We start from the raw sequence: 25,059 nt of genomic DNA, 5'->3' as shown, positions 1-25,059 counted from the left end.
CGGGGCCAACGGGGTGATCGACGGCCCCGGATTGCGGTTATTACTCAAACTGCTGAATCGTTGCGTTGTACGCGCGCGTCGCCATCTTTTCCAGCGGAAGCTTGCGTTCGACTTCGGAGAGTATCTCGACGCCCCAGGGACCATCAAAGCCGGTTGCCTGAACGGCTTTGATGAAGCTCTTTACATCGAGAACGCCTTCGCCGGGGAGACGACGTTTATGGCAGGTGTCCATCCACAGGGGCTCGATCGCGTAGCGGTCCGCATCGTCGAGCTCAATGCCCTTAATGAACTCGGGCTTGATCGTGGCGATCTCCTTGAAATCGATGTTGCCGCGCGAGAGATGCCAGATGTCGAGCAGGAGTCCAGCATTCGCCTTGTTGGCGCCTTCGACGATCGCCCTGCCGGTCTCGATCGTCCGAACGTTGCTGAACGGCATGATTTCGAGCATCACTTGCGTGCCGCGCTTCTCCGCGTCTTCGGCCAGCTTGCCGAATTCTTCCACCATGAGCGGGACATTTGCGGTTTCTTCCCCGATGCCGGGTCCTACCTTGACGATGCGCGCGCGCAGTTCTTCGGCGGCCTTCAGGTAGTAGTAGCGCATGCTGTCGGACGTACGGCGACGTTCGCCGGTCTGGTACCAGTCGACGAGGAACTCGAACTCGACATGCTTGATGCCGTTGGCTTCGAGGATGTGTCGCATCTCGGCAAAGCCGATCTTGTCGGCGGTCGCGTAAATGTCGGAATGAATGAGCCCGATGCCTGACCATCCGGCCTTGGCAGCAGCCTCAACCCGATGCCTGAAGCTGAACGGGCTGATCTCGGTCGGACCAAACGGATAAACGTCGCCCGACAGCGTGAAATAGGCTGCGACGAGCTCAATATTGGATTTTGACATTTCGACTCTCTCGATAGTGAACAGGTGGGTGACGAGATGGAACCGGTCACCATGAATACCACTATCGCGTAGAAACCCGGGCGGATAAACACATCTGCATTCCACTGAATGTAGAGATTTGCTCTACAAAGGCTGGTGGCTGTGAGATAGGCAGCCTCGAATCCGATTGTTCGCCTCCGCGCGTCTCATCGACGCGCCTGCAGCACATTTTTCCGCTGCAAGAAAATAACTTTTCGTCGGACCGCATTTTTCTTTCCGCCTGCGCCCCTTACTGTTGCCTCGAAAACATCAGAAACCAAACACTCAATTTTGGGTGTGGTCCAAAAGGAGACAACTCATGATCATCCGCAATCGCATCCTCGCTGGCGTCGCCCTCGCAACGCTGTTGACGTCGTTGAGCACTGTCGCGAGCGCAGCAAGCCAACCGCACGTGACATTGCTCATGCCGACCCAGAGCGTCGAATACTGGGCGCTCTACATCAAGGGCTTCAAGAAAGAGGCACAGGCTCAGGGCATCAACCTCGATGTGAAGGTCACGAACTACGACGCGAACGAACAGGCCACGCAGGTCGAGCAAGCCCTCGCACAAAAGCCGGACGTCATCGTGCTCGTCCCGGTCGACTCAAGCGCGATGGTCCCGTCGATTCGCAAAATCGACCAGGCGAAGATTCCGCTCGTGATTTCCAATTCGATGCCGGATCAGAAGTACTCCCGGTACTGGAAGGTGTTCACCGGGCCGAACGATATCAGCAACGGTCAGGCTGCCGCCAAGGCCATGATCCAGGGCTTCAAGGATAAGGGCTATGGTGCGAGCGGCAAGGTGATCGTCATCAATGGGCCGATGGGCACGCCGCCGCAGCTCCAGCGCTACCAGGGGTTCGTCGACCAACTCAAGAAAGATGCACCGGGAATCCAGGTCGTGGGCGCTCTTCCGGGCGACTGGGACGCCGTCAAGGCGAGCGCGGCCGCTTCGGCACTGTTCACCCAATACAAGGATGTGAAGGGCGTTTACACCGAAAACGACGCACAGCTGCGAGGCACCGTTACCGCAGCCGAACGGCTTGGCCTCGATCCCTCCAAGCTTGTGCTCGTCGGCCACGGCTGCGACCAGTCAGGCGTCGACCTGATTAACGCCGGCAAGGCATACGCCGATGTCGAGCAGTCTCCTTTCGACGACGGCGCGTACGCCGCCAAGGCAGCAAAGATGCTGGCTACCGGCGGTACCCCGCAGGCGCTCCAGTATCTGCCGAACCCGATCGCGACAAAGGCCGACGTGAACGTCTGCTATTCCCAGCAGAAGTGATCGACGGTTGAGGCAGTAGTCAATTCTGCCTCGCGCTCTAGTTATTTCGACGATCGCGGCACGACGTGCCGCGATCGATATTTGGAGGTTTGGATGAGACGAGAGATTGGTGTCGGCGTGATCGGAACAGGCTTCATGGGAAAGGCGCATGCGCTCGCCTACCGTGCTGTTCCGAACGCCTTCCCGGAGTCGGTGCGGCCGCGCCTTGTCGCGGTGGCTGACGTCAATGAGGCGGGTGCACGACAAGCCCAGCAGCAGTTCGGGTTCGAGCGGGCAACGACGGACTGGAAATCACTGCTCACAGACGACGCAATCAAGGTGATCTCCATCACGACGCCGTGCAGCCTGCATCGCGAGATGGCGCTTGCGGCAATTGCAGCTGGCAAGCACGTGCACTGCGAAAAGCCTATCGCCCCTTCGGCAACCGACGCACTGGCGATGGCCGAGGCCGCCGCGGCGGCAGGAACGGTGACGCAGGTTGGGTACAACTACATCAAGAATCCGATGCTGGCTCTCGCGCGCCAAATGATCGCGGATGGCGAGCTCGGTGAAATTACAAGCTTTCGTGGGGTGCACGCCGAAGACTACATGGCAGACCCCGAAATTCCCTACGGCTGGCGAGTGGATCCGGAAAACGGCGCCGGTGCGCTCGCGGAGATCGGCAACCACATCATCGGGCTGTCCCGCTTCCTTCTCGGGCCGATCGAGGAGGTGACCGCGCGGCTCGAGACCGTCAACAAGACACGGCCGGTCGCACCGGGCGCGCGCGAGCGGCGGACGGTCAAGGTCGACGATATTGCCCGGCTGATGGTCACGTTTGCGCGAGGCTGCTCAGGCACGCTCGAAGCAAACTGGGCCGCGACGGGGCGCAAGATGCAGCTCGAGTTCGAAGTCTATGGAACGAGGGGCGCGCTCGTATTCTCCCAGGAGCGTTTCAACGAACTGCACTATTACCGCGGCGGTGACGACCCGCGCACCTCCGGATTTACCCGTATCGAAGCGGGGCCTGCACACCCGCCGTATGCCAATTTTACGGTCGCAGGCGGCCACCAGATCGGATTCAACGATCTCAAGACCATTGAGATGGCCGGATTCCTCGATGCGATTGATCGAGGGGGGCGGGCGTTTCCCGACTTCAAGGAGGCGTGGGAGATCCAGCGGGTCGTAGACAGCGCCATCCAGTCATCCGTCGAAGGGCGTTCGATCGCGATCTGACGGAAAGGAGTTCTCCAGCGCTTAAGCGGCCTCTGGCGAGAGCCTTCGCCGGGGCCGCTTTTTTTGGCCCGAAATGCGTTCACAAGAACGATGCCGATATTTCCGCAGGGAGGAAATATCATTTTTCCGCCCGGCATTTTTCTTTTGGGGGCGACGAAATAACCTTTTGGACAACAACAGCGAAACCGCGGCAGCGGTCCACAACACGGAGACAACGTCACGCCCGAACCTGGGCGCAACGCATCCCACCGGCATTTCTCCCTGTGGTTCCGCACCTCCTGATGGACCGCACGCGCCCGTTGTGCCCGGCCCGTCGACATCGGGATCAGCAGTCTCTTTCGGACCTTACGCGCGACCGCCCCGTTCTGAAGGCGGTGCCGATCCGGGAGTAGTTGGCGGTACATGGTGTCGCGACGCAATACGGTGGATGCAGGACGACAGGTGGATCGGCGAGGCGACAGACCGATCCTCCATTGGAGGAAGACAATGCTACAAGACCCGACCAGCGGCGGTGCTGCCGTTGAAACGCCGAGCTTGCTCAGCGCCCTGAACCTCACGAAGCACTACGGCGGCGTGAAGGCACTGACCGGCGTGAGCCTCGAACTCGCGCCCGGCGAAATCCACGCCCTTTGTGGCGAGAACGGCGCAGGCAAGAGCACGTTCATCAAGATCCTCGGCGGACTTGTCGAGCCGGACGATGGCTCGATTACCGTGGATGGTCAGCCGCTCAAGCTCGGCCATCGCACCGACCCCAAGCTGATCTCGATTGTCCACCAGGAGCTCGCGATTGTTCCCACGCTCTCGGTGCTCGATAACATCCTCCTGGGCGGTGCGGACCAGCGCGAGATTTACCTGCGGGGCCGCTACCGTGACACGGTCCGAGCGCACCTCGATTCGGTTGGCCTTTCCCATGTCAAGCTGGACAGTCCGGCATCGCGACTGAGTCTCGCTGAGTGCCAGCTGGTCGAGATTGCGCGCGGCATGTCTCGCCAGGCGAAGGTCCTGCTGCTCGACGAACCGACTGCCACGCTGTCGGACGCCGAAATTGTGCGCGTATTTGATGTTGCACGACGTCTGCGGGACCAGGGGACGGCGATGATTTTCGTCAGCCATCGACTCGATGAGGTCTTTGCCCTGACCGACCGGATCACGGTTTTCCGGAACGGCCAGCACGTCATCACGAGCAAGACCGCAGACATGACCACCGGCGAGGTAGTGAAGGCGATGATTGGCCGGGAGCTCGTACGTCATCCGGTCAAGGCCACTGAAGGACGCGCATCCCTGCAGCCGCGCCTGTCTGTCACGAATCTGAGCGTTGACGACAAGCTGAAAGCCCTCAGCGTCGATGTCGCGCCTGGCGAGATCGTGGCGGTCGTCGGGCAGCTTGGATCGGGAGCCGAGACGGTAGTCGAGGCGCTTGCCGGACTGCGTGGCGACATCTCCAGGTCTGTGAGGCTCGACGGTGAGGTCGCAAAGATCGACAGCGTGCGAAGCGCGCTTCGTTGCGGTGTCGGTTACGTGGCCGAGGACCGGGCCGACAAGGGCGTGTTTCTTGACGCTCCGATCGGTATCAACATCACTGCATCGGTGATGTCGAAATTCAGCCGCGCCGGCGTCATGCAGCGCGCAGCTGAGGCTGCGGAAGCGAGGCGTCTCGCCGGGATGTTTGCGATAGACGCGAAGCGACTGCCGCACGAGGTTTCCACCCTGAGCGGCGGAAACCAGCAGAAGGTTTCGCTCGCCAAGGCGGCGGCGCTCGCGCCGAAGCTCCTGCTGCTGAACGAGCCGACGCGCGGTGTGGATATCGGGGCACGCAGCGAAATCTATTCGACCCTGCGGAAGATGGCGGACGACGGCCTGGCCGTGGTTTTCTACTCGACCGACCTTGAGGAAATCCTCGAACTCGCGGATACGGTGGTGACGATTTTCCGAGGCCAGATGGTGCGTCGCAAGCCGCGACACGAAATCGATGGCGATACGGTCCTGCATGACATCGTCGCAGGTGGGGGCGAAGCGGCGGGTGGCCACGCTTCGTTCAGAACTCAACGCGTGGAGGCTGGCCATGCATAAAACCGCTCTTGAACCCTCTATGCAGGCTTCTCCTACATTCTATAGGCGCTGGGCTTCGGCACTGTTCGGCAGCACGAGTATTCATGCGGGTTCTATCCGCGTTGCAACGCTATTGCTGATCATCGTTGCAGCGGGCGTCGTTCCTCACTTCACCGAATTCGGCAACGTCCAGTCGCTGATGTACTCGGTTGCCGCAGTCGGAGTCGGTGCAGTCGGGATGGCACTCGTCACACTGAGCGGCAATCTGTTCATGCTCTCGATGGGCGCGACGGCTGCGGTTTCAACGGTAATGTTCGCTGCATTGATCCACCTCGGGCTAGGCGTAACCGTTCTCGCAGTCGTGCTTGCTGGCCTGGCGATAGGCATTGTGCAGGGCGCCATCATCGCGCTGGGCCGGGCCAATCCGATCATCACGACGATCGCAACCTCTTCCATCATTCTCGGCGCGGGCGTGCTCTATACCGGCGGCCTTACCGTCATCGGAAATGGCGATGCAACCTGGCTTGGTCAAGGCAAGCTCTTTGGCTGGTTGCCGACCCAGATCATCGTGCTCGCCGTTTTCGTGATCATCGGGAGTTTCATACTCCAGAAGACGCGTATCGGACGGGAGATCAGGCTCATTGGCATGCGTTCGGAGGTTGCTCGCATCGCGGGTCTGCGCCTGATGGCGGCCACCCTGTTCTGCTACGGATTTGCCGGTGCGGCGGCGGCGCTTGCCGGGTCGCTCATCGCATCGTCGTCGGCGCAAGGCAATCTCACATACGGAGTCGACCTCGACTTCAACGCAATCGCCGCAGTTCTGGTCGGTGGCATCTCGATCCGGGGCGGACGCGGCCAGATCTCGGACGCGGTTACCGGCGCCATCTTCCTCGCCGTGATCAGTAACATCCTGCTCGTGAGCGGCGTGAGCTACGAGTATCAATTGGTCGTCAAAGGCATGGTGGTGCTGGGGGCGGTCGTGTTCGGTGCATTGCTCGCCCGTCTCGGGCCCAGCAAAAAATAAGCGGAGAGCGAAATGAATCAATCTCAACGTCTTCTGAATCTTGTGATTCGTTCGGTCCTGCTAATCGGCATGCCCGTGTACTTCGGCCTGACCGTCGATCACTTTTTCTCAGCGGCCAACCTGTACGCGATTTTCCAGGCGTTCGCCTTCCTCGGCATCGTAGCGCTGGGCTTGTCGGTGACGATGGTCGCCGGTGAGTTCGACCTCAGTGTGGCGGCGCTTGCGACCGTCGCGGGCCTGATCACCGTGAAGTTTGGCGGCGATAGTGCGGTGCTTGGCCTGGTCTATGCCGTCTGTTTCGGGATCGTGGTGGGTATCGCGAACGCGGCGCTTTTGCCCTGGCTTGGTGTCTCGTCGCTTGTCACAACCGTCGGCTCGATGATGTTCCTCACGGGTGTCGGTTACTGGATAGCGGGCGGGCGCGTCCTGAGCTGGGCAAATCTCGATGTGAGCGACTTCCTGGATCAGAACATCTTTGGCATCTTCTCCCCGCGTAGCCTGATTACCATCTTCTGTTACGTGGTCGTATCGCTGTTCTTGCGATACACCACGCTCGGGCGGGACATCTACGCAGCGGGTGGACACCGGAAGGCTGCCGTCCAGAGCGGTGCGCGCGTCGGTGCAGCACTGACCGTAGGCTTCGCAATCTCTGGCAGCCTTTCTGCGCTCGGTGGAGGTCTGCTGTCGCTCAGCCTCGCCACCGCGTCTGCAACGATGGGCAGCAATATCCTGCTCCAGGCGGCTTCGGCGGCGATTGTGGGCGGCGTCGCCCTTGAGGGGGGAATCGGTTCGCCGCTCGGCGTCGCAGTCGGCGTGTTGATCCTCACGGTGCTCAACAACGGTCTCGGCCTGCTCAATGCGACCTCGACCCAGATCCTGCTGGTCAATGGTCTGCTTCTTCTGATGGTCGTGCTGCTCGACGGCCGTCTGGGCAGCGTGCTGGCCAATCCGTTGGCACGCCTAGCCCGGGCCCGCTCCGCGAAAGGCGCGAGCGCCTGACGGAGTGCGAACCGGCGGTTGTGAGAATGCCGGCGTGCTGCAACGTACGTCGGCATTCTGGTGTGGAAGCGACTTGCGCGTCAGAGAGTCTGCGAATCCAAGGTATGGTGCGGATACTGCTGGTTTAGGGGGCGAACGTCATCCAGCGCTTCTCGAGTTGCTGCGACCTGACGCGCTCGACAAGAAATTCGCTGAAGACCCGGATCTTTGCCGGCTGGTATCGGCGGCTCTGGTAGGCAAGATTGATCGTGAGCTTTGGCAGTTGCCAGTCTTCCAGGACGGGGACGAGTCGTCCTGCGACGATGTCGTCGTGAATGATGTACATCGGCTGGATGACGATGCCCAGACCCGCGCGCCCGGCAGCCACGATGACCTGCCCTTCGTTCGAATCGAGCGCGCTCGAGATGGATACGGTGCATTCGTCCTCCCCCCGGCGCAGATGGAGCTGATGCGGGTCAACCGACAGGTTGTAGATCAGCATCCGGTGTTGCCCCAGGTCCTGGGGAGTTTGCGGCCGACCGTGCGTCGAGAGATAGTCAGGCGACGCGGCGAGCACACGTCGGGTTTCGGCAAGCCGTCGAACAGTGATTCCAGAATCTCCCTCGTGTTCCTTGGTGCGGATGGCAATGTCGATACCAGCCTCGATGAAGTTGTGGTACTGGTTCGCTGCAGTCAACTGGACCGACAGATTGGGGTAGCGCTCCAGGAAGTCAGGCAGCGCCGGCGCCAGATGCATCATCGCAAACGACACGGAGCTCGTGACACGAAGTACCCCTCGGGGACTTACGCTCTCATCGGCGGCGATCGAGTCCGCCTCTGCCAGCTCGGAAAGCACCAGCCCGCATCGCCGGTGATATTCCCGGCCGGCGTCGGTGAGCCACATTCTTCGCGTCGTGCGTTCAATCAGACGCGTGCCGAGTTGCTCTTCGAGCAGACTCAGCGTGCGACTCGCGGCAGCGTTAGACATATCGAGTTGCTCAGCGGCCCTGGACAAGCTGCCAAGGTCCGCAGTAAGCACGAACAACTGAATCTGGGTCAGGCGGTCCATCGTCTCCTCGATCTGATAGTGCTGGAACAATCAAGGCTGATTTTTTCAGCGTGTTCAGACGCACTATCACCCAGTTTCAGAGGTGGATAAACACACTGCAGGTCGCCAGATTGTCAACCTGCGGTCGACAGTCCTGCTGAAAAAGGGCCAACGGGTCACGCGAAGTGCTGCCACCTGTGGAAGCGACGCAGGGCATTTTTCCGGCGCCAGGAAATGTCATTTCGCCGGAGCGCATTTTATTTCCGGCAACGAAGCTTTAACTTTGTCGGGAAGACGCTTGCAAGAGCGCACACCGGAGACAATTGAAATGCGCAATATCAACGAAGACACCATCACGCTTGCCGTGATCGAATCCTTCGCCAAGTGCGAAGACGCTCGCCTGCGAACCATCATGACCAGCCTCGTACAGCACCTTCACGCTTTTGCGAGAGAGGTGAAACTGACCGAGGCCGAGTGGTTCAAGGCTATTTCATTTCTGACGGAGGTCGGTCACATCACCGACGACAGGCGCCAGGAATTCATCCTGCTTTCCGATACGCTTGGTCTGTCCATGCTGGTGACGGCTCAGAACAACAGCAAGCCGGCCAATTGCACCGAGGCAACGGTGTTCGGGCCGTTTTTCCTTGAGGGGGCGCCGCTCTACAGGAACGGCGACGACATCTCGAATGGCGCACATGGCGCGCCATGCTACGTGAAAGGACAAGTACGAGGCGCGGATGGAGAGGTTGTGCCGAATGCGTGGCTTGATGTATGGCAGTCGGACGAAGACGGCTTTTACGACGTCCAGACGCACAGTGGCGACGGGCCCACAGAGCATCGTGCTCGCGGGCGGTTGCAGACCGATGCGGAGGGGCATTTCCATTTTCGGTCGATCCTCGCTGAAGCTTATCCGATTCCCCACGATGGGCCGGTCGGCCGGATGCTCGCCGCGACCGGACGCCACCCCTGGCGCCCCGCCCACCTGCATTTCATGCTTCAGGCGCCCGGCTACGAGACCCTGATCACTCACGTGTTCCGGGATGGCGACCAGTATCTCGATTCCGACGTGGTCTTCGGTGTGCGCTCGTCCCTGATTGCAGACTGGGTTCGTCACGAGCCCGGGATCGCACCGGACGGCAAGGTATTCGAGGTACCGTGGTACACGCTCGACTACGATTTCATCCTCAATCCATCGGAGGCAATCGCATGATCCGGCATATCGTTATGTGGCGAGTACGCGGTGAAACGGAGGCTGAGCGTGCGACAACGTCGGAGCTTGTGAAGACAAGTTTCGAAGGGCTGCGCGGTCGAATTCCGGGAATGAGTCATCTTGAGGTCGGCATCGACTCAAGCGGGGTCGATTACGCATGCGACGCCGTTCTCGTGACGGAGTTTGAGTCCCGCGAGGCGTTGGACGCGTATGCGTCTCATCCTGAGCATCTGCGTGTCCGGGCGGAACTCGGCGACGTGCGGACAGCACGGTTCCAGGTCGACTATGAATTTGATGCTGCCGCGATGCGTACGATGGAGGCGGAGCCCGCACATGCAAAAGCTTGAATTTATCTATCAGGCACGACCGGGCCGTGTAGTTTTCGGCGCGGGTAGCTTGCAGCACCTCGAGCGTGAAGTCCTGGAACTCGGCGCGGAACGTGCACTCGTTCTCTGCACGCCGGAGCAGCGGGAGACTGCCGAAATGGTCGCCGCAAGGCTGGGTGCCCGCACGGCAGCCGTTTTCGATAAGGCTGTGATGCATGTGCCGATTGAACTCGCTCGCGAAGCACGTGCGTTGGCCCGGGAACTGAACGCGGATTGCGCGATCGCCGTTGGCGGAGGCTCTACGGTCGGCCTCGGCAAGGCGATCGCGATGGATTCCGGTCTTCCTATCCTGGCGATTCCCACGACCTACGCCGGTAGCGAGATGACGGCGATCTATGGCATTACCGAAGGCGGCCTGAAGAAGACCGGAACGGACGTCAGGGTGCTTCCGAAAACGGTGATCTACGATCCCGACCTCACGGTGACATTGCCCGTTGGACTCTCCGTGACGAGCGGCATCAACGCCATCGCACATGCTGCAGAGGCGCTCTACTCGCGCGATGCGAACCCGGTGATAAGCCTGATGGCGGAAGAGGGCATCGCATCGCTGGCGCGTGCGCTGCCAGGCATCGTTGCGAATTCCACGGACATCGATGCCCGTTCGCAGGCACTGTATGGCGCGTGGCTGTGCGGGACGACACTGGGTAGCGTAGGAATGGCGCTACATCACAAGCTATGTCACACGCTGGGCGGGAGCTTCAATCTCCCACACGCGCAAACCCATACCATCGTGTTGCCGCACGCGCTTGCATACAACAGGCAGGCTGCGCCTGACGCGATGACCCGCATTGCGCGTGCCATCGGAGCCGACGATGCAGCAGTCGGCGTCTACGAACTGGCGAAGGCCAACGGCGCGCCGGTCGCGCTGAAGGATATCGGGATGAAGGCCGAGGACGTGGAAAAGGCAGCGGAAATCGCCAGCTCGAATCCGTACTGGAATCCGCGGCCGATCGAACGTGAAGCGATCCACGCCTTGCTGCGGGATGCGTTTGACGGCGTTAGCCCGCACTAGGGTGGCACAGGCCAGCATCAGCCCGCGCCAGCATTGATGTCGCGCATGAGCACATCGGCTGTTTGGATCTCTGGAGGTGCAGTATGCATTTCACTGTCTATTGTCTTGACCACGACGGCGTCGTCGAGCGCCGGCTCGAACACTACGACGCCCACAAAGCCTACCTGCAGACTTCACCGGTGAAGACCTTGATCTCCGGCCCGCTGACCAAAGCGGACGGAACGACGATGATCGGTAGCTTCTTCCTCTATGAGGCAGAGGAGATCGCTGACATCGAGGCATTCGTCAAGGACGATCCGTTCAACAAGGCGAAGATCTGGAAGTCGATCGATATTCGGCCATTCATCAAGCGCGTGGATAACCGTTAGCCATGCCTTGAGGGATGACGGCGGCCTGGTGTGCGTAGGTCGCCGCGTGGTGGCATGGATCAAAACGATGCCAGAGTTTCTCGAATCTGAAGGATTACTTATAAATAGGAAAGGAGACAATGATGCAAACGGGTCTTGATGGAAAGATCGTCTTGGTAACTGGCGCTGCGAAGGGCATCGGCCGCTCAACGGCAGTTGCTTTCGCGAAGGAGGGCGCACGACTGTGTCTGGTGGATATCGATGGCGGCGCACTCGAGGAGGTCCAGGCGGAAATCCGTGCGATGGGAAGCAACGTGAGCATCGCTCAGGCCGACCTCTCGATGGCCAACGGCGTTCAGGAAGGAATTGATGCGGCGCTACGGCCGTATAGCGGGCAGGTCGACGTGCTTGTGAACAATGTTGGCGCGGGCAAGGTGCGGACATTCGAGGAACTCTCGGACGAGGACTGGGATTTCACCCTGAACCTCAATTTCATGAGTTACGTGCGTGCATGCCGCCATCTGCTTCCTGCACTTCGCTCGCGGGAGAAAGCCGTGATCATCAATAACGCATCGGACCTGGCTCGACAGCCGGAGCCGGTTCCCATCGACTATTCGGCGTCAAAAGCGGCGGTGCTTGCTCTGACCAAGGGGCTGGCGCGCGCGGAGGCGCCCCGGATCCGTGTCAATGCGGTCGCCCCCGGACCCGTATGGACGCCGTTCTGGACCAAGGAAGGTGGCTTCGCGGACACGATGGGCAAGTTCCACGGCATGGCGCCGCGTGAAGCCGTGGAGCATGAACTCTCCCTGCGCCAGCTCCCGTTGAACCGTCTCGGTACGCCTGAAGAGGTGGCGAACGTAATCGTATTCCTGGCCTCAGACCTCGCTTCGTTTGTAACGTCAGCAGTGTGGGGCGTCGATGGCGGCAGCATTCGAAGCCTCATCTGAGGACGGGGGCGCGCGCAGCCGCGGAGCTGGTACGGTCTTGGCGTGCGTTCCCGCGCCCTATGAGGGTAACCGAAAGGTAGCAGGAGAAGATATGTCTGGTTCGTCAATGTCTACCCAGGACCGCAGCATTCTCGCGGAGGCGCTTGCCATGCTGCTAAGGGAGCGCAGCTACGCCCATCGCCTGGCGATCGAAATCGCAGCGGCGCGCGCAGAGCAAGGGCCGGATATCTCGGAATATGGTGTCGTGGATATCCTTCGGTTGAGCCGGGAGTTTGCACCGGATGGCCCGAACAGGCCAGAGCATCCCTACGTTCAGAGGTTGCTGCAACCTAAGTGTGCAGGTTCGCCGTCGCGCCGAACGACTGTTGCTACCTCTGAAAATTGAAGTTTGCAATAAATAGCGCGTCGCACAGGCGCGTGGTTGGACACAGGAGACTTGTATGTTGCGAATTGCTGTCCTTGGTGCGGGCCGCATCGGAAAAATCCACGCTGCAAACGTGGCCGCTGACCGTCGTCTTGAACTCGTCGTTGTTGCCGATCCCAACGAGGCTGCGGTTGCAGAGCTGGCGAGTTCGCTCGGCTGTGATTTCAGCCTCGACTGTGGGGCGGCGGTCGATCGCGAAGACGTTGACGCGGTCATCATCGGCACGCCGACTGACACCCATATTGACCTCACCCTGCGCGCTGTACGGCTCGGAAAACCCGTTCTCTGCGAGAAACCGATCGATCTCGATATCGATCGGGCGCTCGCTGCGGTGGAGGAGATCGAGCGACTGCAGGGCAAGGTGATGCTCGCTTTCAACAGGCGCTTCGATCCTGACGCGATGGCCCTGAAAAAGGCGATACGTGACGGCGAGGTGGGTGACGTTCGTCAGGTCGTCATCACGAGCCGCGACCCCGGCCTCGCGCCGCGCGAATATCTTCGCCACTCTGGTGGGATCTTTCGCGATATGACCATCCACGACTTCGATACTGCCCGGTGGCTGTTGGGCGAGGACCCTGTCGAGGTGATGGCGATGGGTAACCGTCTGGTTGATCCGGGCCTGGACGAGATTCCAGACTTTGATAGCGTGATGGTGCTGTTGCGTACGGCATCCGGAAAACAATGTCATATCAATGGCTCGAGACAGGCCGTCTACGGCTTCGATCAGCGCGTGGAGGTGTTCGGTTCGAAGGGCATGGTTCTGAACGAGAACCATCGCCCGTCGAGTCTGCGTCGCTGGACCACAGGCGCCACCGAGGCGCGCGATCCGCTGCTCAACTTCTTTCTGGAGCGGCACGCGGATTCGTATCGTGTTGAGCTCGACGCCTTCATCGACGCATTGCAGAGCGGCACCGCAATGCCCGCGACTCCACGCGACGGCATCAGGGCGCTTCACATCGCCAATTGTGCGCTCGAGGCTGCGCAGAGCGGCCGCGCAGTCCGGATCTGAAGATCGAGACTGCGGGCGCCCGGCAAAGCCGGCGTCCGCGTCATCCGTTGAGAAAAAGTTGACAACCGCCCGATCTGTGCCCTAAATGGAGACGGTACCTCTCCATTTAGGGCGATTTCATGGCGCAACCGGAAACCTTCAGCGGCGTTGCGATTTTCGTAGCTGCCGCCAGATCGCGCAGCTTTACCGACGCTGCGGACCAGCTCGGGCTGACCAAGTCAGCCGTCGGCAAGTCCATTGCGAAGCTGGAGGAGCGCCTCGGCGCCAAGCTTTTTCACCGGACGACGCGAAGCATCGCGTTGACCGCCGATGGCGAGGCTTACTTTGCGGCGTGCTCCGCGGCGCTGGACGAAATTTCGGCGGCCGAAGCCGCCCTCGGGCCAGGACAGCAACGACCGGTGGGCCGCCTGCGCATTGATATGCCTGCGGCGTTCGGTCGACGTGTGCTGGTTCCGATCCTTCTCAAGATCGGCCGGGAGCACCCCGACCTCCAGTTCACGATGACCTTCTCCGACCACATCATCGACCCGATCGAGGAGGGCGTCGACCTCGTAGTGCGATTTGGAGAACTGCAAAGTTCAAGTGGCCTCGTCGCGCGCCGTTTGACGAGCCAGCGAATGGTCATCGCGGCAGCGCCAGAGTATCTCAAACGGAAGGGCACTCCGAAGACGGTCGATGATCTGCAGAACCATTCGTGCATTGTGGGGTATCGCAGAGGGCAGCCGCTTTCATGGCGCGTCAACACAGATGGGGAATCGCGGCGCATCTCTCCGCCTCCCACTCATCAGATAAGTGACGGCGACACCATTATCGACGCCGCGTTGTCCGGACTCGGAATCTGCCAGATGCCGATGTCGCTGCTCCGACCGGGCTTGAAGGGCGGAACACTCGTATCGGTGCTCGACAAGGTGTCGAAAGATCTCATCGACGTGCACGTTGTATGGCCGAAGGTGGCGCATCTCCGGCCAAAAGTCCGGCACGTTGTTGATACGTTGGTTGCGCTGGCCGCAGAAGGGGCGCTCGACTGATCAGTCGTTTTCGCGTCGGTAAGTTCGCGACGAGATTCAGGAGACGACGATATTCAAAGCGGTGGACGGCACGGTGCGGCCGCGGACTTCCAACTACTGCATTGATGAAACTGGTGGGGCCAGGCTGTCTGAGATCGCATCGACCGCCAAAATGGGAGCCGAGACACTCGCTTTTAAGAATGGTGTATCGCATTTAACATAACGCAATTTATCGCATTTTTTAACGGGGTGCGATGCTATAATCCCGGGGACTCCCCGCCGGCTCCGCTTGTCGACTGCCGGTCCCCCAAGGATAATTTCCTTTCCGGGCGCGATAACCGGTGCCCGACGACCAAAAGCGCATGAGCAAAGATCTGGGCACGCCCGCGTGGGCTGAGGACTATCGTCACTGGTTCGCCGAGCTCAAGCAGCGCGTCGAACGGGCGCGACAGCGCGCCGTGGCCAGCGCGAACCGGGAGCTGGTCAGCCTCTACTGGCAGATCGGCCGCGACATTCTCGACAGACAGCAGCAACAAGGCTGGGGCGCCGGCGTTGTCGAGCAGCTGGCGCGTGATCTCAAGGCAGCCTTTCCCGACATGCGTGGATTCTCGCCGCGCAATCTCAAGTACATGCGGGCGTTGGCGCAAGCCTTCCCGCAGCCGGAATTTGTGCAACAGCCCGTTGCACAATTACCGTGGTCGCACGTCGTGACACTCCTCGACAAGCTGGAGGACGCCCCGCAGCGGCTCTGGTACGCGGAAAAGTCGCTCGAGCACGGCTGGTCGCGCAGCGTGCTGATCATGCAGATCGAGACGGCCGCGCACGCGCGCGCAGGCAATGCGGTCACCAACTTTGCGGAGCGCTTGCCGCCACCGCAATCCGATCTCGCGCGCGACGCGCTCAAGGATCCCTACATCTTCGACTTCCTTGGCTTGACCGAGAACGCCCAGGAGCGCGACATCGAGCGCGCGCTCACCCAGCACATCACCCGCTTCCTGCTTGAACTGGGCGCCGGGTTCGCGTTCGTGGGGCGCCAGTACCGGTTGGAGGTCGGTGGCGATGAATTTTTCATCGATCTGCTTTTCTACCATCTGAAGCTGCGCTGCTATGTCGTCGTCGAACTGAAAACGACGCCGTTCAAGCCCGAATACGCGGGCCAGCTGAACTTCTACCTGTCCGCAATCGATGCACAGGTTAAGGCGCCCGAGGACCAGCCGACCATTGGCCTGCTGCTGTGCAAGGAAAAGAACCGGCTCGTGGCGGAATATGCGCTGCGTAGCGTGGCCAAGCCAATGGGTGTGGCTGAGTACCAGCTGATGCGCGAGGTGCCAGCCTCGCTGGAGACCGGGCTGCCGACCATCGATCAGATCGAGGCCGAACTGCGTCCCGACCTGCCGGACGGCAATGCGTAAACATCGTCGAGCAACGCCCACACCGCTTTCACCAGCAGGTGCTAGCGCCGGAGACTGAAAAGCCGCAGCAGCTCGTCGCGCAACTCCGAGATATCGAGGACATGCTGCGCTCTGGTCACGGCCAGGTGTGCCTTTGATTTTTGTGCAGGTTTCCGGTTAGGCGCACCCATCGTAAAGACTGTGACCATCGACGAACGGAGTGCCAATCTTGCGGGACTCGAAGCAGCGATGCCCTTCGAGCTCGCCGGCGATACGCGCTAAGTGTCCAATCCGATCGACGTTTTTCGACATCGATATCGTGCGCGGCATGACGAATAGTTTGGTTAGTAGCGCAATGCGCGAGACTACACCTGAGATAACGATGGTCGAGAATACGTCGGCGAATCCAAAGTGGCGGCGCGTGAGTTCAGCAAAGAGAAGCGAACCGACGACACACCTGAACGTCGATGCCAAGCATCCTGGCCACGCCAGTGCCGCGGCCAGCAGCCGGATAGAACGCGTCCAGGCTCTGGATGCGCCGTTCGCCGCCGACCTTGGCGACGCTCATGACGCCCATGCCTTCTGCGCTCGTGCTCGCGTAATTCAACTGCTCGCCCGCAGCGATGCTGGAGATCGTAGATCTGCACACCAGCTATGTTGGCGTTCGGCACGGCGGGACAGAGCGAGAGGCGGCGTGCTGCGCACCGCGAAAAATATTGGAGAACATCGATGCAGCGAGCTCTTATGCGTTCGTTGATGACGAGCATCCGCGTTCAAAGGGAACCTCATGATTCCGCATTCCACCTTTTTACGTTCTATCCTCCAACTGTGAGAGGTGCAAGGAGACCACTGCGTGCAGGGCCCACCAGATGGCCCATATTTCAATGTATTGAATCATCCCGAGGCGGGGCGAGTTCGGTCCAACCGCTCGCACTGGAAAGTTCCACCGGCAAGTCAAAGCTGAGGGGATTTCTTTGCTCGAACTGACGGTAGATCGACTGACTCGCTCGTGGTGCAATACGATACGTCGCTTTTTGCATGACCGAAATGAGGCGCACCATGGCAGACGATGATATACAGAAAGACAACGCGAGGACACAGCCGGATGATACGAAGACAGATGATGTAGAGGAAAGGTTGCGTTGGAAAATAGATAAGGATATAGAACTGTACAAGTTCTATTTGGAAGTGTCAGTGAAGGCCTGCGTTTTCTTGATGGCCATCACGGGCGCCATCGCATCATATGTTCTCTCGAATAATACCAATCCCTTAATCAGTATTGGGTTGGCCTTCCCGGCCCTCGTTAATGGTGGATTCGCAATCTTTTTCTGCTTTAGCATCGTCGAGGCTAGACGTATCGCCCGAAGTTACGAGGCGTCGTGTAAGAAACTTGGGGTCGAACCGTTTGATATGGGCCCTCTCTTCGCCGTAGCCTTGATCTTCTGCCTAATGTGCGGGCTTGCTACTGTTGGGCTTTTACGCCTCATGCTGTTTCAGCTACTCGGTCGGTAGAGTGCGATACAAGAGCCTCAGAATCTCCAGAAGAGAAAATGATGATGCGCTCGCGCATGGCCTGAGTGCGACGGATTGGTCGCCGGCGCAAGCTGGGCGTGCGCATCGATGACTCGCGCGCGCAGCGCCATGTCATAGAAAGCACCCACCACCGGCAAGGCGCTGTGCGCACCTTCGCCCCAGTAGTCGTTGCGTAACGTCACGCGTGCGTCGTCGAATCCCACCCATGCGCCTGCAACCAGTTGGGGGTGGATCAGGATGAACCAGCTATCCGTGCCGTCCTGCGTTGTTCCCGTCTTGCCAGCCACGTCGACGTGAATCCCGAAACGTGTCCGGATGTCGCTACCGGTGCCGCGGTTGACGACGTCGCGCATCACGTCGACCAGCTTCAGCGCGGCCGCGGCCGGAAGTGCCTGCTCCATCCGCGCGGCCGGGAAGTCGGCGAGCACGTTGCCATTGCGATCCTCGATGCGTGTCACCATGCGCGGCTCGACATAGGCGCCGCGGTTGGCGATCGTGCAGTATGCCGAGACCATCTCCCTGAGCGTGACCGGGCTCGTGCCCAGCGCGAGCGACGGCACCGGATCCAGTGGGCTCTCGCGCACGCCCATCGCACGCGCGAGTGCGGCGACCTTGGCAGGCCCCTCACGCTGCATGAGCTGCGCAGTCACGCGGTTACGTGAAAAGGCAAGGGCGTCACGCAGCGACATCGGCCGGCCGGTCGGCGGCTCGGGATCGGTCGGCTTCCATACCGCAGTGCCTTTCAACGGGATCGCGACGTTGCGATCGACGATCGTGTCACCCGGCTGTGCACCATCCGCGAACGCGGCGCCATAGACGAAGGCCTTGAACGTGGAACCGGGCTGCCGTCGTGCCTGCTGCACGTGATCAAAAGGTTCGTCGTGAAAATCGCGGCTGCCGACCCAGGCCTTGATGTCCCCGTTGCGCGGATCCATGGCCACGAATCCGGCCTCGACCTGTGTCTTGCCATGACAAAGGCCATCAACAAACGAAGCGTCCGTCGCAAGTTTCCTGATGGCTGTCTGATCCGGCAGGCCCGTGTCGCGCGCTGTGCGGTACTCCGCCGTCTGCCTGATGAACGACTGGAACAGCGCGTTACCCGGCCAGCAACCCGTTCGCTCGTTCCATGCGCCGTTGGCGATCGACTGCAGCTGGCTGGTCTGCCAGGCAACGGCCTGTGCTGCCATTGCCTGAAGCCGGGAATCGATGGTCGTTCGCACGACGAGCCCGTCGGAATAGATGTTGTAGCCGTTGCGATCCGCCCATGCAGTCAGCCACCTTCGCAACTGGGCGGCGAAGTGGGGAGCCGCGCCAACCTGCTCGGACTGGGGCTCGAAATTGACGTCGATCGGCTGACGTTTCAGCCAGGCATACGCGCGCGGGCTGAGCTTGCCGAACTTCACCATCTGCGCGAGCACCGTGTTGCGGCGCTCCAGCGCGCGCTCGGGATTGAGCACCGGGTTGTAGGCGCTGTTCGCCTTGAGCATGCCAACGAGCGTCGCACTCTCGAGGACATCGAGATCCGCGGCTGGCTTACCGAAGTACGTACGCGCGGCCATCTCCACACCGTATGCGTTGTACAGAAAGGGCACCGTGTTCAGGTACGTCTCCAGGATCTGGTCCTTGCTGTACACGGACTCGATCTTGAGCGCAGTGATCGCTTCCTTGAGCTTGCGCGTCAACGTTGGTGCGCGGCCGATTTCATCCGGATACAGGTTGCGCGCGAGCTGCTGGGTGATGGTGGAGCCACCCTGACGACTGCCAGTGAACGTATGGAGCGCGGCCGCCGCAACGCGCTGGAGGTCAATCCCGTGATGCTCGTAGAACCGGTGATCCTCGGTCGCAATCAGGGCGTCCATCACGTGCGGCGAAATCTGGTTGAGCGTGACCCACTCGCGATTGACCGGCTTGAACTCGGCGAGCAGATTGCCATCGGCGGAAAGGATCAGCGCGGGACGATCGACCCGGGCCTTGCGGATATCACCAAGTCGAGGTGTGAACGGAACAAGCGCCAGCGTGTAGGCCAGCGAAAACAGTGGTACTGCAGCGACCGCCAGTGCGATGCCGCGACGTGTCGGGTGACGAACGCCGTGCAGCGCCGCGCGGACAAGGCGGCGTGCCTTCGCGCCGGCGTTGGCGGCAAGCGAGCGGGCACGACTCACCCAGCGTGCGCAGAGTTCACGAAATAGCGACGCATACGGGTGATTCACGATGGCTGCGCAATGGACGAAAGGCCGGATCGTACCAAAGCGCAGGCGCGTTTCTCGCGGCAAAACCGGGCTTGATGCCTGCCGCTAACAGATCATTACACTTGTTTCGAGTCTGCGGCGCCGCCGCGCCCGAAGCGAGGCATAGGCGGCGCGGAAAGAATGTCGCGCGGAATGGAACCCGGCAATCCACACACGTTGTCGAGTTCCTTCATGCTGAGCGCGTCACGGGACGGGGAGCCCGATCAGCACTCGCCTTTCTTGGCGTGTCCGGGTGGGCAGTGCCAACCCTTGTCATGATGATGGTGCTTTTCCCAGTCGTCGCGGTCCCAGTAGCGGCGGCCATCCCAATAGCGGTCGCCATGCCAACCCGGCGTAACGACGATGGCGGCAGGAGGCTGCGGCGCGATCACGACAGGGGTGCCCACGTTGATGCCTACGTTGACGTCAGTCGCGTGTGCCGCGCTGGCCAGGCCGATTGCACCGACAGCGAGTGCCAACTGTGCGAGTGCTTGTTTCTTCATGGAATGGTCCCCCAAATTTCAACGCGTGTTCGGATCGGATTTCGCTGGGCAACAAAAAACCCACTCGAAGGCGGGTTCATTGGTACGACGGATTCTTGCCGGATTCGCGTGGGGTCTGCCCACTTGTTGCCCAAAATCGGGAAAAAAGACACTACCCCAAAACTTCTGAAATCGCGCAAAGCCTTACTGGGCTTTGGTTGCGGGGGTAGGATTTGAACCTACGACCTTCGGGTTATGAGCCCGACGAGCTGCCAGACTGCTCCACCCCGCGGCGCGGAGTGTACTCGCTCGAATGCGGTGCGTCAATGTGCAGTCAGGTCGAAGCGGACCTCGTGCAACGCGCTTTCCACTGTAGCGCGCGTCGCCTGTGATGGAGAGCCGCACCTTGTCTTGCCAATACCTTGTTTTCCATTGCTTGCTCCTGAGTCAGGAACGCATCGGTATCATCGAATGGGCGCTTGCCGCTCTCCGAATGTCAGCCAACACGATTTTTCCGATAGTCCTTCGGGAAAAGCGCGCGCTCCAACGGCGATGTATTGCACTTTATTTCGGCACCCAAATAAATAGGATTCCTAATCCAACCACGATAATTGTTTTTATGTAAAATCGCAAAAAAGAAGTTAAACCGCCGTGCAGGTGCCGTTGGTTTGCACAAATTTGTTCTCACTTTTTGCATAATTTTGTTCCCGGTCCATAGGGCGACCACGCGTGAGCTGTCCGGTGCGTTCTGCTCTTTTGCGCCGAACGAGGTCAGTTGCTTGATCGTTCCACTCGGCGCCCCGGCAAGATAAAGCGAGACAGCCGGCTTTCTTGGAAGATAGAGCGTGCGTCGCTCCCCTTCCAGTGCGCCTTCACAAGGTGGTCGCCCATTGTGTCGTGTCGACGAGCTGGCCGCCTACTGTCCGGCGGGAGCAGTTGAAGCCGTCATCAACTTTGCCATGACCCATAGGCACTCCCCCGACTCGTGAGCGGTGAACACTCACGGCAGATGGCAATAAACGATAGAGCGCTTTTGGCGGAATTCAAGCGGGGAATCGTCGCTGACGCGTCGGAAAACCCACAAAATTGCTTCAATCGTCCGTCGAAGGAACAAATTTATGCAAAATTTCTTGACGTAAATTTGTTCCCGTTGACGGCTGGCACCCTCAGCTGTCGGCGCCGCGGCGGGAACAAAATTATGCAAACCGACGTCTGCGGCAGCGGCAGAAGGATATAAGTAGACGCGCAGCCGGCAAGCGCAGTCGAATACTAGATGGATTCTGCGGGGCTGTTTGACGCGTCACTCATACATCTCACCGCAATGGTCATGGTGGAGACAGGTAGCTTCTCCGATCACTTTCCTGTCGAATTCTCGTGGACTGCTGAATAAGCGCGGGGATATCTAGTCTCCTTTCAGGGGATTCCTGAAAATTGCACTCCGAGCGTTGATGTGCCGCGATCAATTCGCCAAGTGGTGCGGCCCAGAGCTGGCTATCGTAATGTTTAAGCAGGCGCGCGGTCGCCTGGAATGCATGAGGTCCGAGGGCGAATCGACAGTCGATGCTTCGGTTCATTGCGAGTTCGCCAAGGATTTGGTCAGCGTCGGTATAGACAGACGCGTCGCCATCGCCGAAGCCCGCGTCAAACAAAAAGAATGACGCAAACATCGTTCGAATAATCGTCCCTAAATGAAATGCAGTACCGAAGTCGGAATCGAGAGCCAAAAGGCTTAGATGATTGCGAAGCGACAGATCGATAAGCGCCGCATTGGAAAGCCGGCAGGTGAGATTTTTCGGGGTCTTTCGAACGCGTAATGCCATGTTATGTTAGATATCTGCCAAAGGCATTCTAAGTATCCCAGGTCCCAGATCAGAACAAGCTTCCGAGGCATTCGGTGCGTTCGGCCGCCTGACAAACACGGCCGACCTCCATTGCCTGCAGCGGTTCAACTGGTATTGGGTCGCGATTCGTGAGTGGCGTCGATTTCTCAGTCTGCGTGCTCCCCAGTGAGCTTCGAATACGTCGCCAGAACAGCGCTGCTTGAACTCCGTTACGCATCAGCGGCGAAGAAAAGAACGCGCTCCTGGTGCTACGTTCCGCTATGGCGCGAAACGACTCCCCTACGAGGTTCGCACGGTTCGTCCGAAAACGCTGGGTTGTCAGCAAGACCACGCCCAAGATCCGCAAGCCTGCACGGCGACGCGGCGTCGCACATCATGTAACTAGCTTGACTGAAATGTCCCAGAATCATTGCCCGCAGAGAGAATCTCGAGAACTTTATCCATAGTCCCGTCGCGTCTCCATTGTAACCACTTGATGTACGCCGTCTGCGGCGGCCCAAAAATCGGTGGGAGACGATGCCATCTTTCTCCCTTGATCGCAATCCATAGAATTGCGTTCAAAATCACGCGAGGATCACGCGCAGGCCGCCCCCACCCACGGCGTCCTTGCGGTTGAATCAAATGGCCCACGAGAAGCCATTGTTCATCTGTAACAGGATACTGCAGCATCAGCTTATCTCCTGGATAGGACCCAGAGTACATCGCCAACCTTCCGTGCGGACTCGACGCTGTTTCGCATACAGTCAAATTCGTTGGCCGAAATCACTCAAAAAAAGAGGCCCGGCAGTGCCGGGCCAAAAGCTCGCGGATTCGCAGGGCGCGAGCTCACGCAAACGTAGCCCACATCACTGAGGAGCACACCATCTACCGTCACTTTGCCCGCAACTCAGAATCGCCAGCCTGTAACCGCTGTCCGTTCTGAACCGCTGCTGGAAATTCCAGGCAGCGAGCTGCGCCCTCAGTTCTCGTCGGGGCACTTGGCAGGGAGACTAACGCGATGGATGAGCGGTTTGGTGAGGTCGCAACCTGGTGTCGGATGGGCGACAGCGCATCCTGCCCCTGCTCCCGATACAGCGACAGGATGTTCAATCGACCTTGAACCTTCCGATGGCGGAAGCCAGTGCATGCGCCTGCGTCTGCAGGGCTGCCGATGCAGCTGCCGATTCTTCGACTAGCGCCGCATTCTGCTGCACCATTGAATCGAGTTGCATGACTGCCAGGTTGACCTCCTGGATCCCGCGCGTCTGCTCAGTCGCTGCACGGGCGATGCCCGAAATGACCGATTGAACATCAACGGCATTGGCGACAATCTTGCTCATCGTCTCGCCCGCTTGACGCACCTGGGCCGATCCGGCCGCAACGCGTGAAACCGTCGCCTCCACAAGTTGCTTCACTTCGCGCGCCGCCTGCGCGCTGCGCTGTGCCAGGCTACGAACCTCGTGTGCGACGACGGCGAAGCCGCGACCTTGCTCCCCCGCCCGCGCGGCTTCAACAGCAGCATTCAGCGCGAGAATGTTGGTCTGGAACGCTATGCCGTCGATCACGCTAATGATCGCACCGATCCGGCCGGAAGCGTCTTCGATCTCGCCCATCGTACCCACCGCATCGGATACGATCTCGCCACCCCGCGAAGCCATTTGCGTCGCGATACCCGATCGCTCGTCGGCCTCTCGGGCGGCTTCCGCCGATTGATCGACTGTCCCCGAGATCTGGTCCATCGAGGCGGCCGTCTGCTGCAAGCTCGCCGCTGCTGACTCGGTGCGAGACGACAGGTCTTGGCTCGCCGCAGCAAGTTCATGCGCGGCGGCACGCACCAATTCGCTCGCACCACGGATCTCTACCATCACGCCTTGAAGTTTCGCGACGAACTTGTTGAACGACCGCGCGATGTTGGCCACTTCGTCCCTGCCCTCGTCGGGCAGGCGGTGCGTCAAGTCGCCTGTGCCCGAGCCGATCGCGTTCATTGCCTGAGAGACGTGGCCAAGGCGGCGGAACGCGGTCGTCGTAATAGCGACCCCTATCACCGAAGCGATGCCGACAATAATGATGAGAGACACCAGTGATGCGCTCAATAGTGAACGCATCCCTGCGGTCGCCTCCGACTCGTCGAGGGCTACCACGACGTCCCAGTCCGTACCCGGCACCTCCTGTGCGCGTACCAACTTTATTTTTCCATCGACCTCGAGCTTCATCGCCGCGTTCCCCGAACCAGCTGACGCCGTGGCAACCCCAGCGAAATCGGGTGCGATGTCGGTGACCGGCTTGAGGCGAAGCTTCGGATCCGGGTACGCAATAACGCGGCCGCTGTGGTCGATCAGCATGCCAAAACTTGCTGGAGTCGGATGAATCGACTTCACGTTCTCAACCACACTGTCCAATGCGATATTGCCATTCAGCACTGCCTTCACCACGCCGTCGCGTATCACCGGGATCCCTAACAGGCCGCTGAAATACAGCCCAACGGAGACGGCCTTGTTCCGCTTACGCGGCTCCTGCCGCAAAATTTTTCAGATTGCGCAATCTCAACGCGAATTCAACGTTGTTTCGGCGGTTTGAGGCTACTTTTTTGGCCTCATTGCCGCTTTCCCGCCACTATGGACGCACCTGTGCCAGCGATCGCATGCGCACAAGGTTGTAGGCCGCCATATTCAACACGAACATCTGGTCCACCTTCTTCAAGCCACGCACCATCACCTGGCGCATGCGCCCCACGGTCTTGGCCCAGCCGAA

Annotated in this window: 22 protein-coding genes, 1 tRNA gene and 2 pseudogenes; 15 read left to right on the top strand and 10 right to left on the bottom strand. The window is 59.9% G+C overall.

The features are described from left to right. Positions 1 to 40: 40 nt before the first annotated feature. The gene (locus tag E1N52_RS33730; RefSeq protein ID WP_246089323.1) at positions 41 to 1,000 is read right to left on the bottom strand and encodes a sugar phosphate isomerase/epimerase family protein; all 960 of its coding nucleotides are present in this window, start codon (positions 998 to 1,000) and stop codon (positions 41 to 43) included. A gap of 232 nt (positions 1,001 to 1,232) precedes the next feature. Between E1N52_RS33730 and E1N52_RS33725 the strand changes: the two genes are divergently transcribed. The 5 genes from E1N52_RS33725 to E1N52_RS33705 all read left to right on the top strand — a co-directional run bounded on the left by E1N52_RS33725 (position 1,233) and on the right by E1N52_RS33705 (position 7,485). Then, positions 1,233 to 2,198 (top strand): sugar ABC transporter substrate-binding protein, encoded by a 966-nt coding sequence (locus E1N52_RS33725; protein ID WP_133188037.1) that lies wholly within the window; start codon positions 1,233 to 1,235, stop codon positions 2,196 to 2,198. Between the two features lie 93 nt (positions 2,199 to 2,291). Further along, a complete protein-coding gene (locus E1N52_RS33720) occupies positions 2,292 to 3,413 on the top strand; it encodes a Gfo/Idh/MocA family protein (protein WP_133188035.1) in 1,122 nt (373 codons plus the stop codon). A 486-nt stretch (positions 3,414 to 3,899) separates the two neighbouring features. Further along, complete coding sequence (locus E1N52_RS33715; protein ID WP_133188033.1) at positions 3,900 to 5,483, top strand: sugar ABC transporter ATP-binding protein; 1,584 nt, start codon at positions 3,900 to 3,902, stop codon at positions 5,481 to 5,483. Then, positions 5,476 to 6,486, top strand: a complete 1,011-nt coding sequence (locus tag E1N52_RS33710; protein ID WP_133188031.1) for an ABC transporter permease — start codon at positions 5,476 to 5,478, stop codon at positions 6,484 to 6,486. The genes E1N52_RS33715 and E1N52_RS33710 overlap by 8 nt, the downstream gene beginning before the upstream one ends. Positions 6,487 to 6,498: 12 nt before the next feature. Continuing rightward, the gene (locus E1N52_RS33705; protein WP_133188029.1) at positions 6,499 to 7,485 is read left to right on the top strand and encodes an ABC transporter permease; all 987 of its coding nucleotides are present in this window, start codon (positions 6,499 to 6,501) and stop codon (positions 7,483 to 7,485) included. Positions 7,486 to 7,609: 124 nt separating this feature from the next. Here E1N52_RS33705 and E1N52_RS33700 read toward each other — a convergent pair whose 3' ends face one another. Next, complete coding sequence (locus E1N52_RS33700) at positions 7,610 to 8,533, bottom strand: LysR family transcriptional regulator (protein ID WP_133188027.1); 924 nt, start codon at positions 8,531 to 8,533, stop codon at positions 7,610 to 7,612. Between the two features lie 307 nt (positions 8,534 to 8,840). Between E1N52_RS33700 and E1N52_RS33695 the strand changes: the two genes are divergently transcribed. From E1N52_RS33695 to E1N52_RS33655, 9 genes are all read left to right on the top strand, one after another. After that, the gene (locus E1N52_RS33695; RefSeq protein ID WP_133188025.1) at positions 8,841 to 9,722 is read left to right on the top strand and encodes an intradiol ring-cleavage dioxygenase; all 882 of its coding nucleotides are present in this window, start codon (positions 8,841 to 8,843) and stop codon (positions 9,720 to 9,722) included. After that, entirely contained in the window at positions 9,719 to 10,069 is a 351-nt protein-coding gene (locus tag E1N52_RS33690; RefSeq protein WP_133188023.1) for a Dabb family protein, read from the top strand. Before E1N52_RS33695 ends, E1N52_RS33690 begins: the two co-directional genes overlap by 4 nt. Beyond that, on the top strand, positions 10,056 to 11,120 hold the full coding sequence (locus E1N52_RS33685; RefSeq protein WP_133188021.1) for a maleylacetate reductase: 1,065 nt from the start codon (positions 10,056 to 10,058) through the stop codon (positions 11,118 to 11,120). Before E1N52_RS33690 ends, E1N52_RS33685 begins: the two co-directional genes overlap by 14 nt. 83 nt (positions 11,121 to 11,203) lie before the next feature. Next, on the top strand, positions 11,204 to 11,488 hold the full coding sequence (locus E1N52_RS33680) for a YciI family protein (protein WP_133188019.1): 285 nt from the start codon (positions 11,204 to 11,206) through the stop codon (positions 11,486 to 11,488). A gap of 119 nt (positions 11,489 to 11,607) precedes the next feature. Next, complete coding sequence (locus E1N52_RS33675; protein WP_246089322.1) at positions 11,608 to 12,414, top strand: SDR family NAD(P)-dependent oxidoreductase; 807 nt, start codon at positions 11,608 to 11,610, stop codon at positions 12,412 to 12,414. A gap of 91 nt (positions 12,415 to 12,505) precedes the next feature. Then, positions 12,506 to 12,799, top strand: a complete 294-nt coding sequence (locus E1N52_RS33670) for a hypothetical protein (protein WP_133188017.1) — start codon at positions 12,506 to 12,508, stop codon at positions 12,797 to 12,799. 55 nt (positions 12,800 to 12,854) lie between these two features. After that, positions 12,855 to 13,847, top strand: a complete 993-nt coding sequence (iolG, locus tag E1N52_RS33665; RefSeq protein WP_133188015.1) for an inositol 2-dehydrogenase — start codon at positions 12,855 to 12,857, stop codon at positions 13,845 to 13,847. A 119-nt stretch (positions 13,848 to 13,966) separates the two neighbouring features. Then, on the top strand, positions 13,967 to 14,875 hold the full coding sequence (locus tag E1N52_RS33660) for a LysR family transcriptional regulator (RefSeq protein WP_133188013.1): 909 nt from the start codon (positions 13,967 to 13,969) through the stop codon (positions 14,873 to 14,875). Positions 14,876 to 15,216: 341 nt separating this feature from the next. Further along, on the top strand, positions 15,217 to 16,266 hold the full coding sequence (locus E1N52_RS33655; protein ID WP_133188115.1) for a PDDEXK nuclease domain-containing protein: 1,050 nt from the start codon (positions 15,217 to 15,219) through the stop codon (positions 16,264 to 16,266). A 406-nt stretch (positions 16,267 to 16,672) separates the two neighbouring features. Here the strand turns inward: E1N52_RS33655 and E1N52_RS45580 are convergent, their stop codons facing one another. Next, entirely contained in the window at positions 16,673 to 16,813 is a 141-nt protein-coding gene (locus E1N52_RS45580) for a hypothetical protein (RefSeq protein WP_165979501.1), read from the bottom strand. 491 nt (positions 16,814 to 17,304) lie between these two features. Here E1N52_RS45580 and E1N52_RS33650 point away from each other — a divergent pair, with 491 nt between their 5' ends. Beyond that, entirely contained in the window at positions 17,305 to 17,757 is a 453-nt protein-coding gene (locus E1N52_RS33650) for a hypothetical protein (protein ID WP_133188011.1), read from the top strand. 17 nt (positions 17,758 to 17,774) lie between these two features. On the opposite strand, the gene E1N52_RS33645 is transcribed toward E1N52_RS33650, so the two are convergent. The 7 genes and pseudogenes from E1N52_RS33645 to E1N52_RS33615 form a co-directional block, all read right to left on the bottom strand. Beyond that, positions 17,775 to 19,988 carry a penicillin-binding protein 1A gene (locus E1N52_RS33645; protein ID WP_133188009.1) on the bottom strand — a complete coding sequence of 738 codons (2,214 nt, stop codon included), beginning with the start codon at positions 19,986 to 19,988 and terminating at the stop codon, positions 17,775 to 17,777. 242 nt (positions 19,989 to 20,230) lie between these two features. Continuing rightward, a complete protein-coding gene (locus E1N52_RS33640; protein ID WP_133188007.1) occupies positions 20,231 to 20,509 on the bottom strand; it encodes a hypothetical protein in 279 nt (92 codons plus the stop codon). Positions 20,510 to 20,703: 194 nt separating this feature from the next. Beyond that, positions 20,704 to 20,780, bottom strand: a tRNA-Met gene (locus tag E1N52_RS33635). Between the two features lie 1,033 nt (positions 20,781 to 21,813). Beyond that, entirely contained in the window at positions 21,814 to 22,308 is a 495-nt protein-coding gene (locus tag E1N52_RS33630) for a hypothetical protein (protein WP_133188005.1), read from the bottom strand. Between the two features lie 402 nt (positions 22,309 to 22,710). Continuing rightward, complete coding sequence (locus tag E1N52_RS45575) at positions 22,711 to 22,998, bottom strand: transposase (RefSeq protein ID WP_133188003.1); 288 nt, start codon at positions 22,996 to 22,998, stop codon at positions 22,711 to 22,713. 416 nt (positions 22,999 to 23,414) lie between these two features. Next, positions 23,415 to 24,761 (bottom strand): annotated as a pseudogene (locus E1N52_RS33620) (methyl-accepting chemotaxis protein); the annotation flags it as partial. Between the two features lie 160 nt (positions 24,762 to 24,921). Then, a pseudogene (locus E1N52_RS33615) lies at positions 24,922 to 25,059 on the bottom strand (IS5/IS1182 family transposase); the annotation flags it as partial.

It is taken from the genome of Paraburkholderia guartelaensis (assembly GCF_004353905.1).
In the GTDB taxonomy this organism is placed as follows: domain Bacteria; phylum Pseudomonadota; class Gammaproteobacteria; order Burkholderiales; family Burkholderiaceae; genus Paraburkholderia; species Paraburkholderia guartelaensis.
Note: the sequence above shows the minus strand (reverse complement) of the source record. Positions and strands in the feature narration are given on the sequence as shown.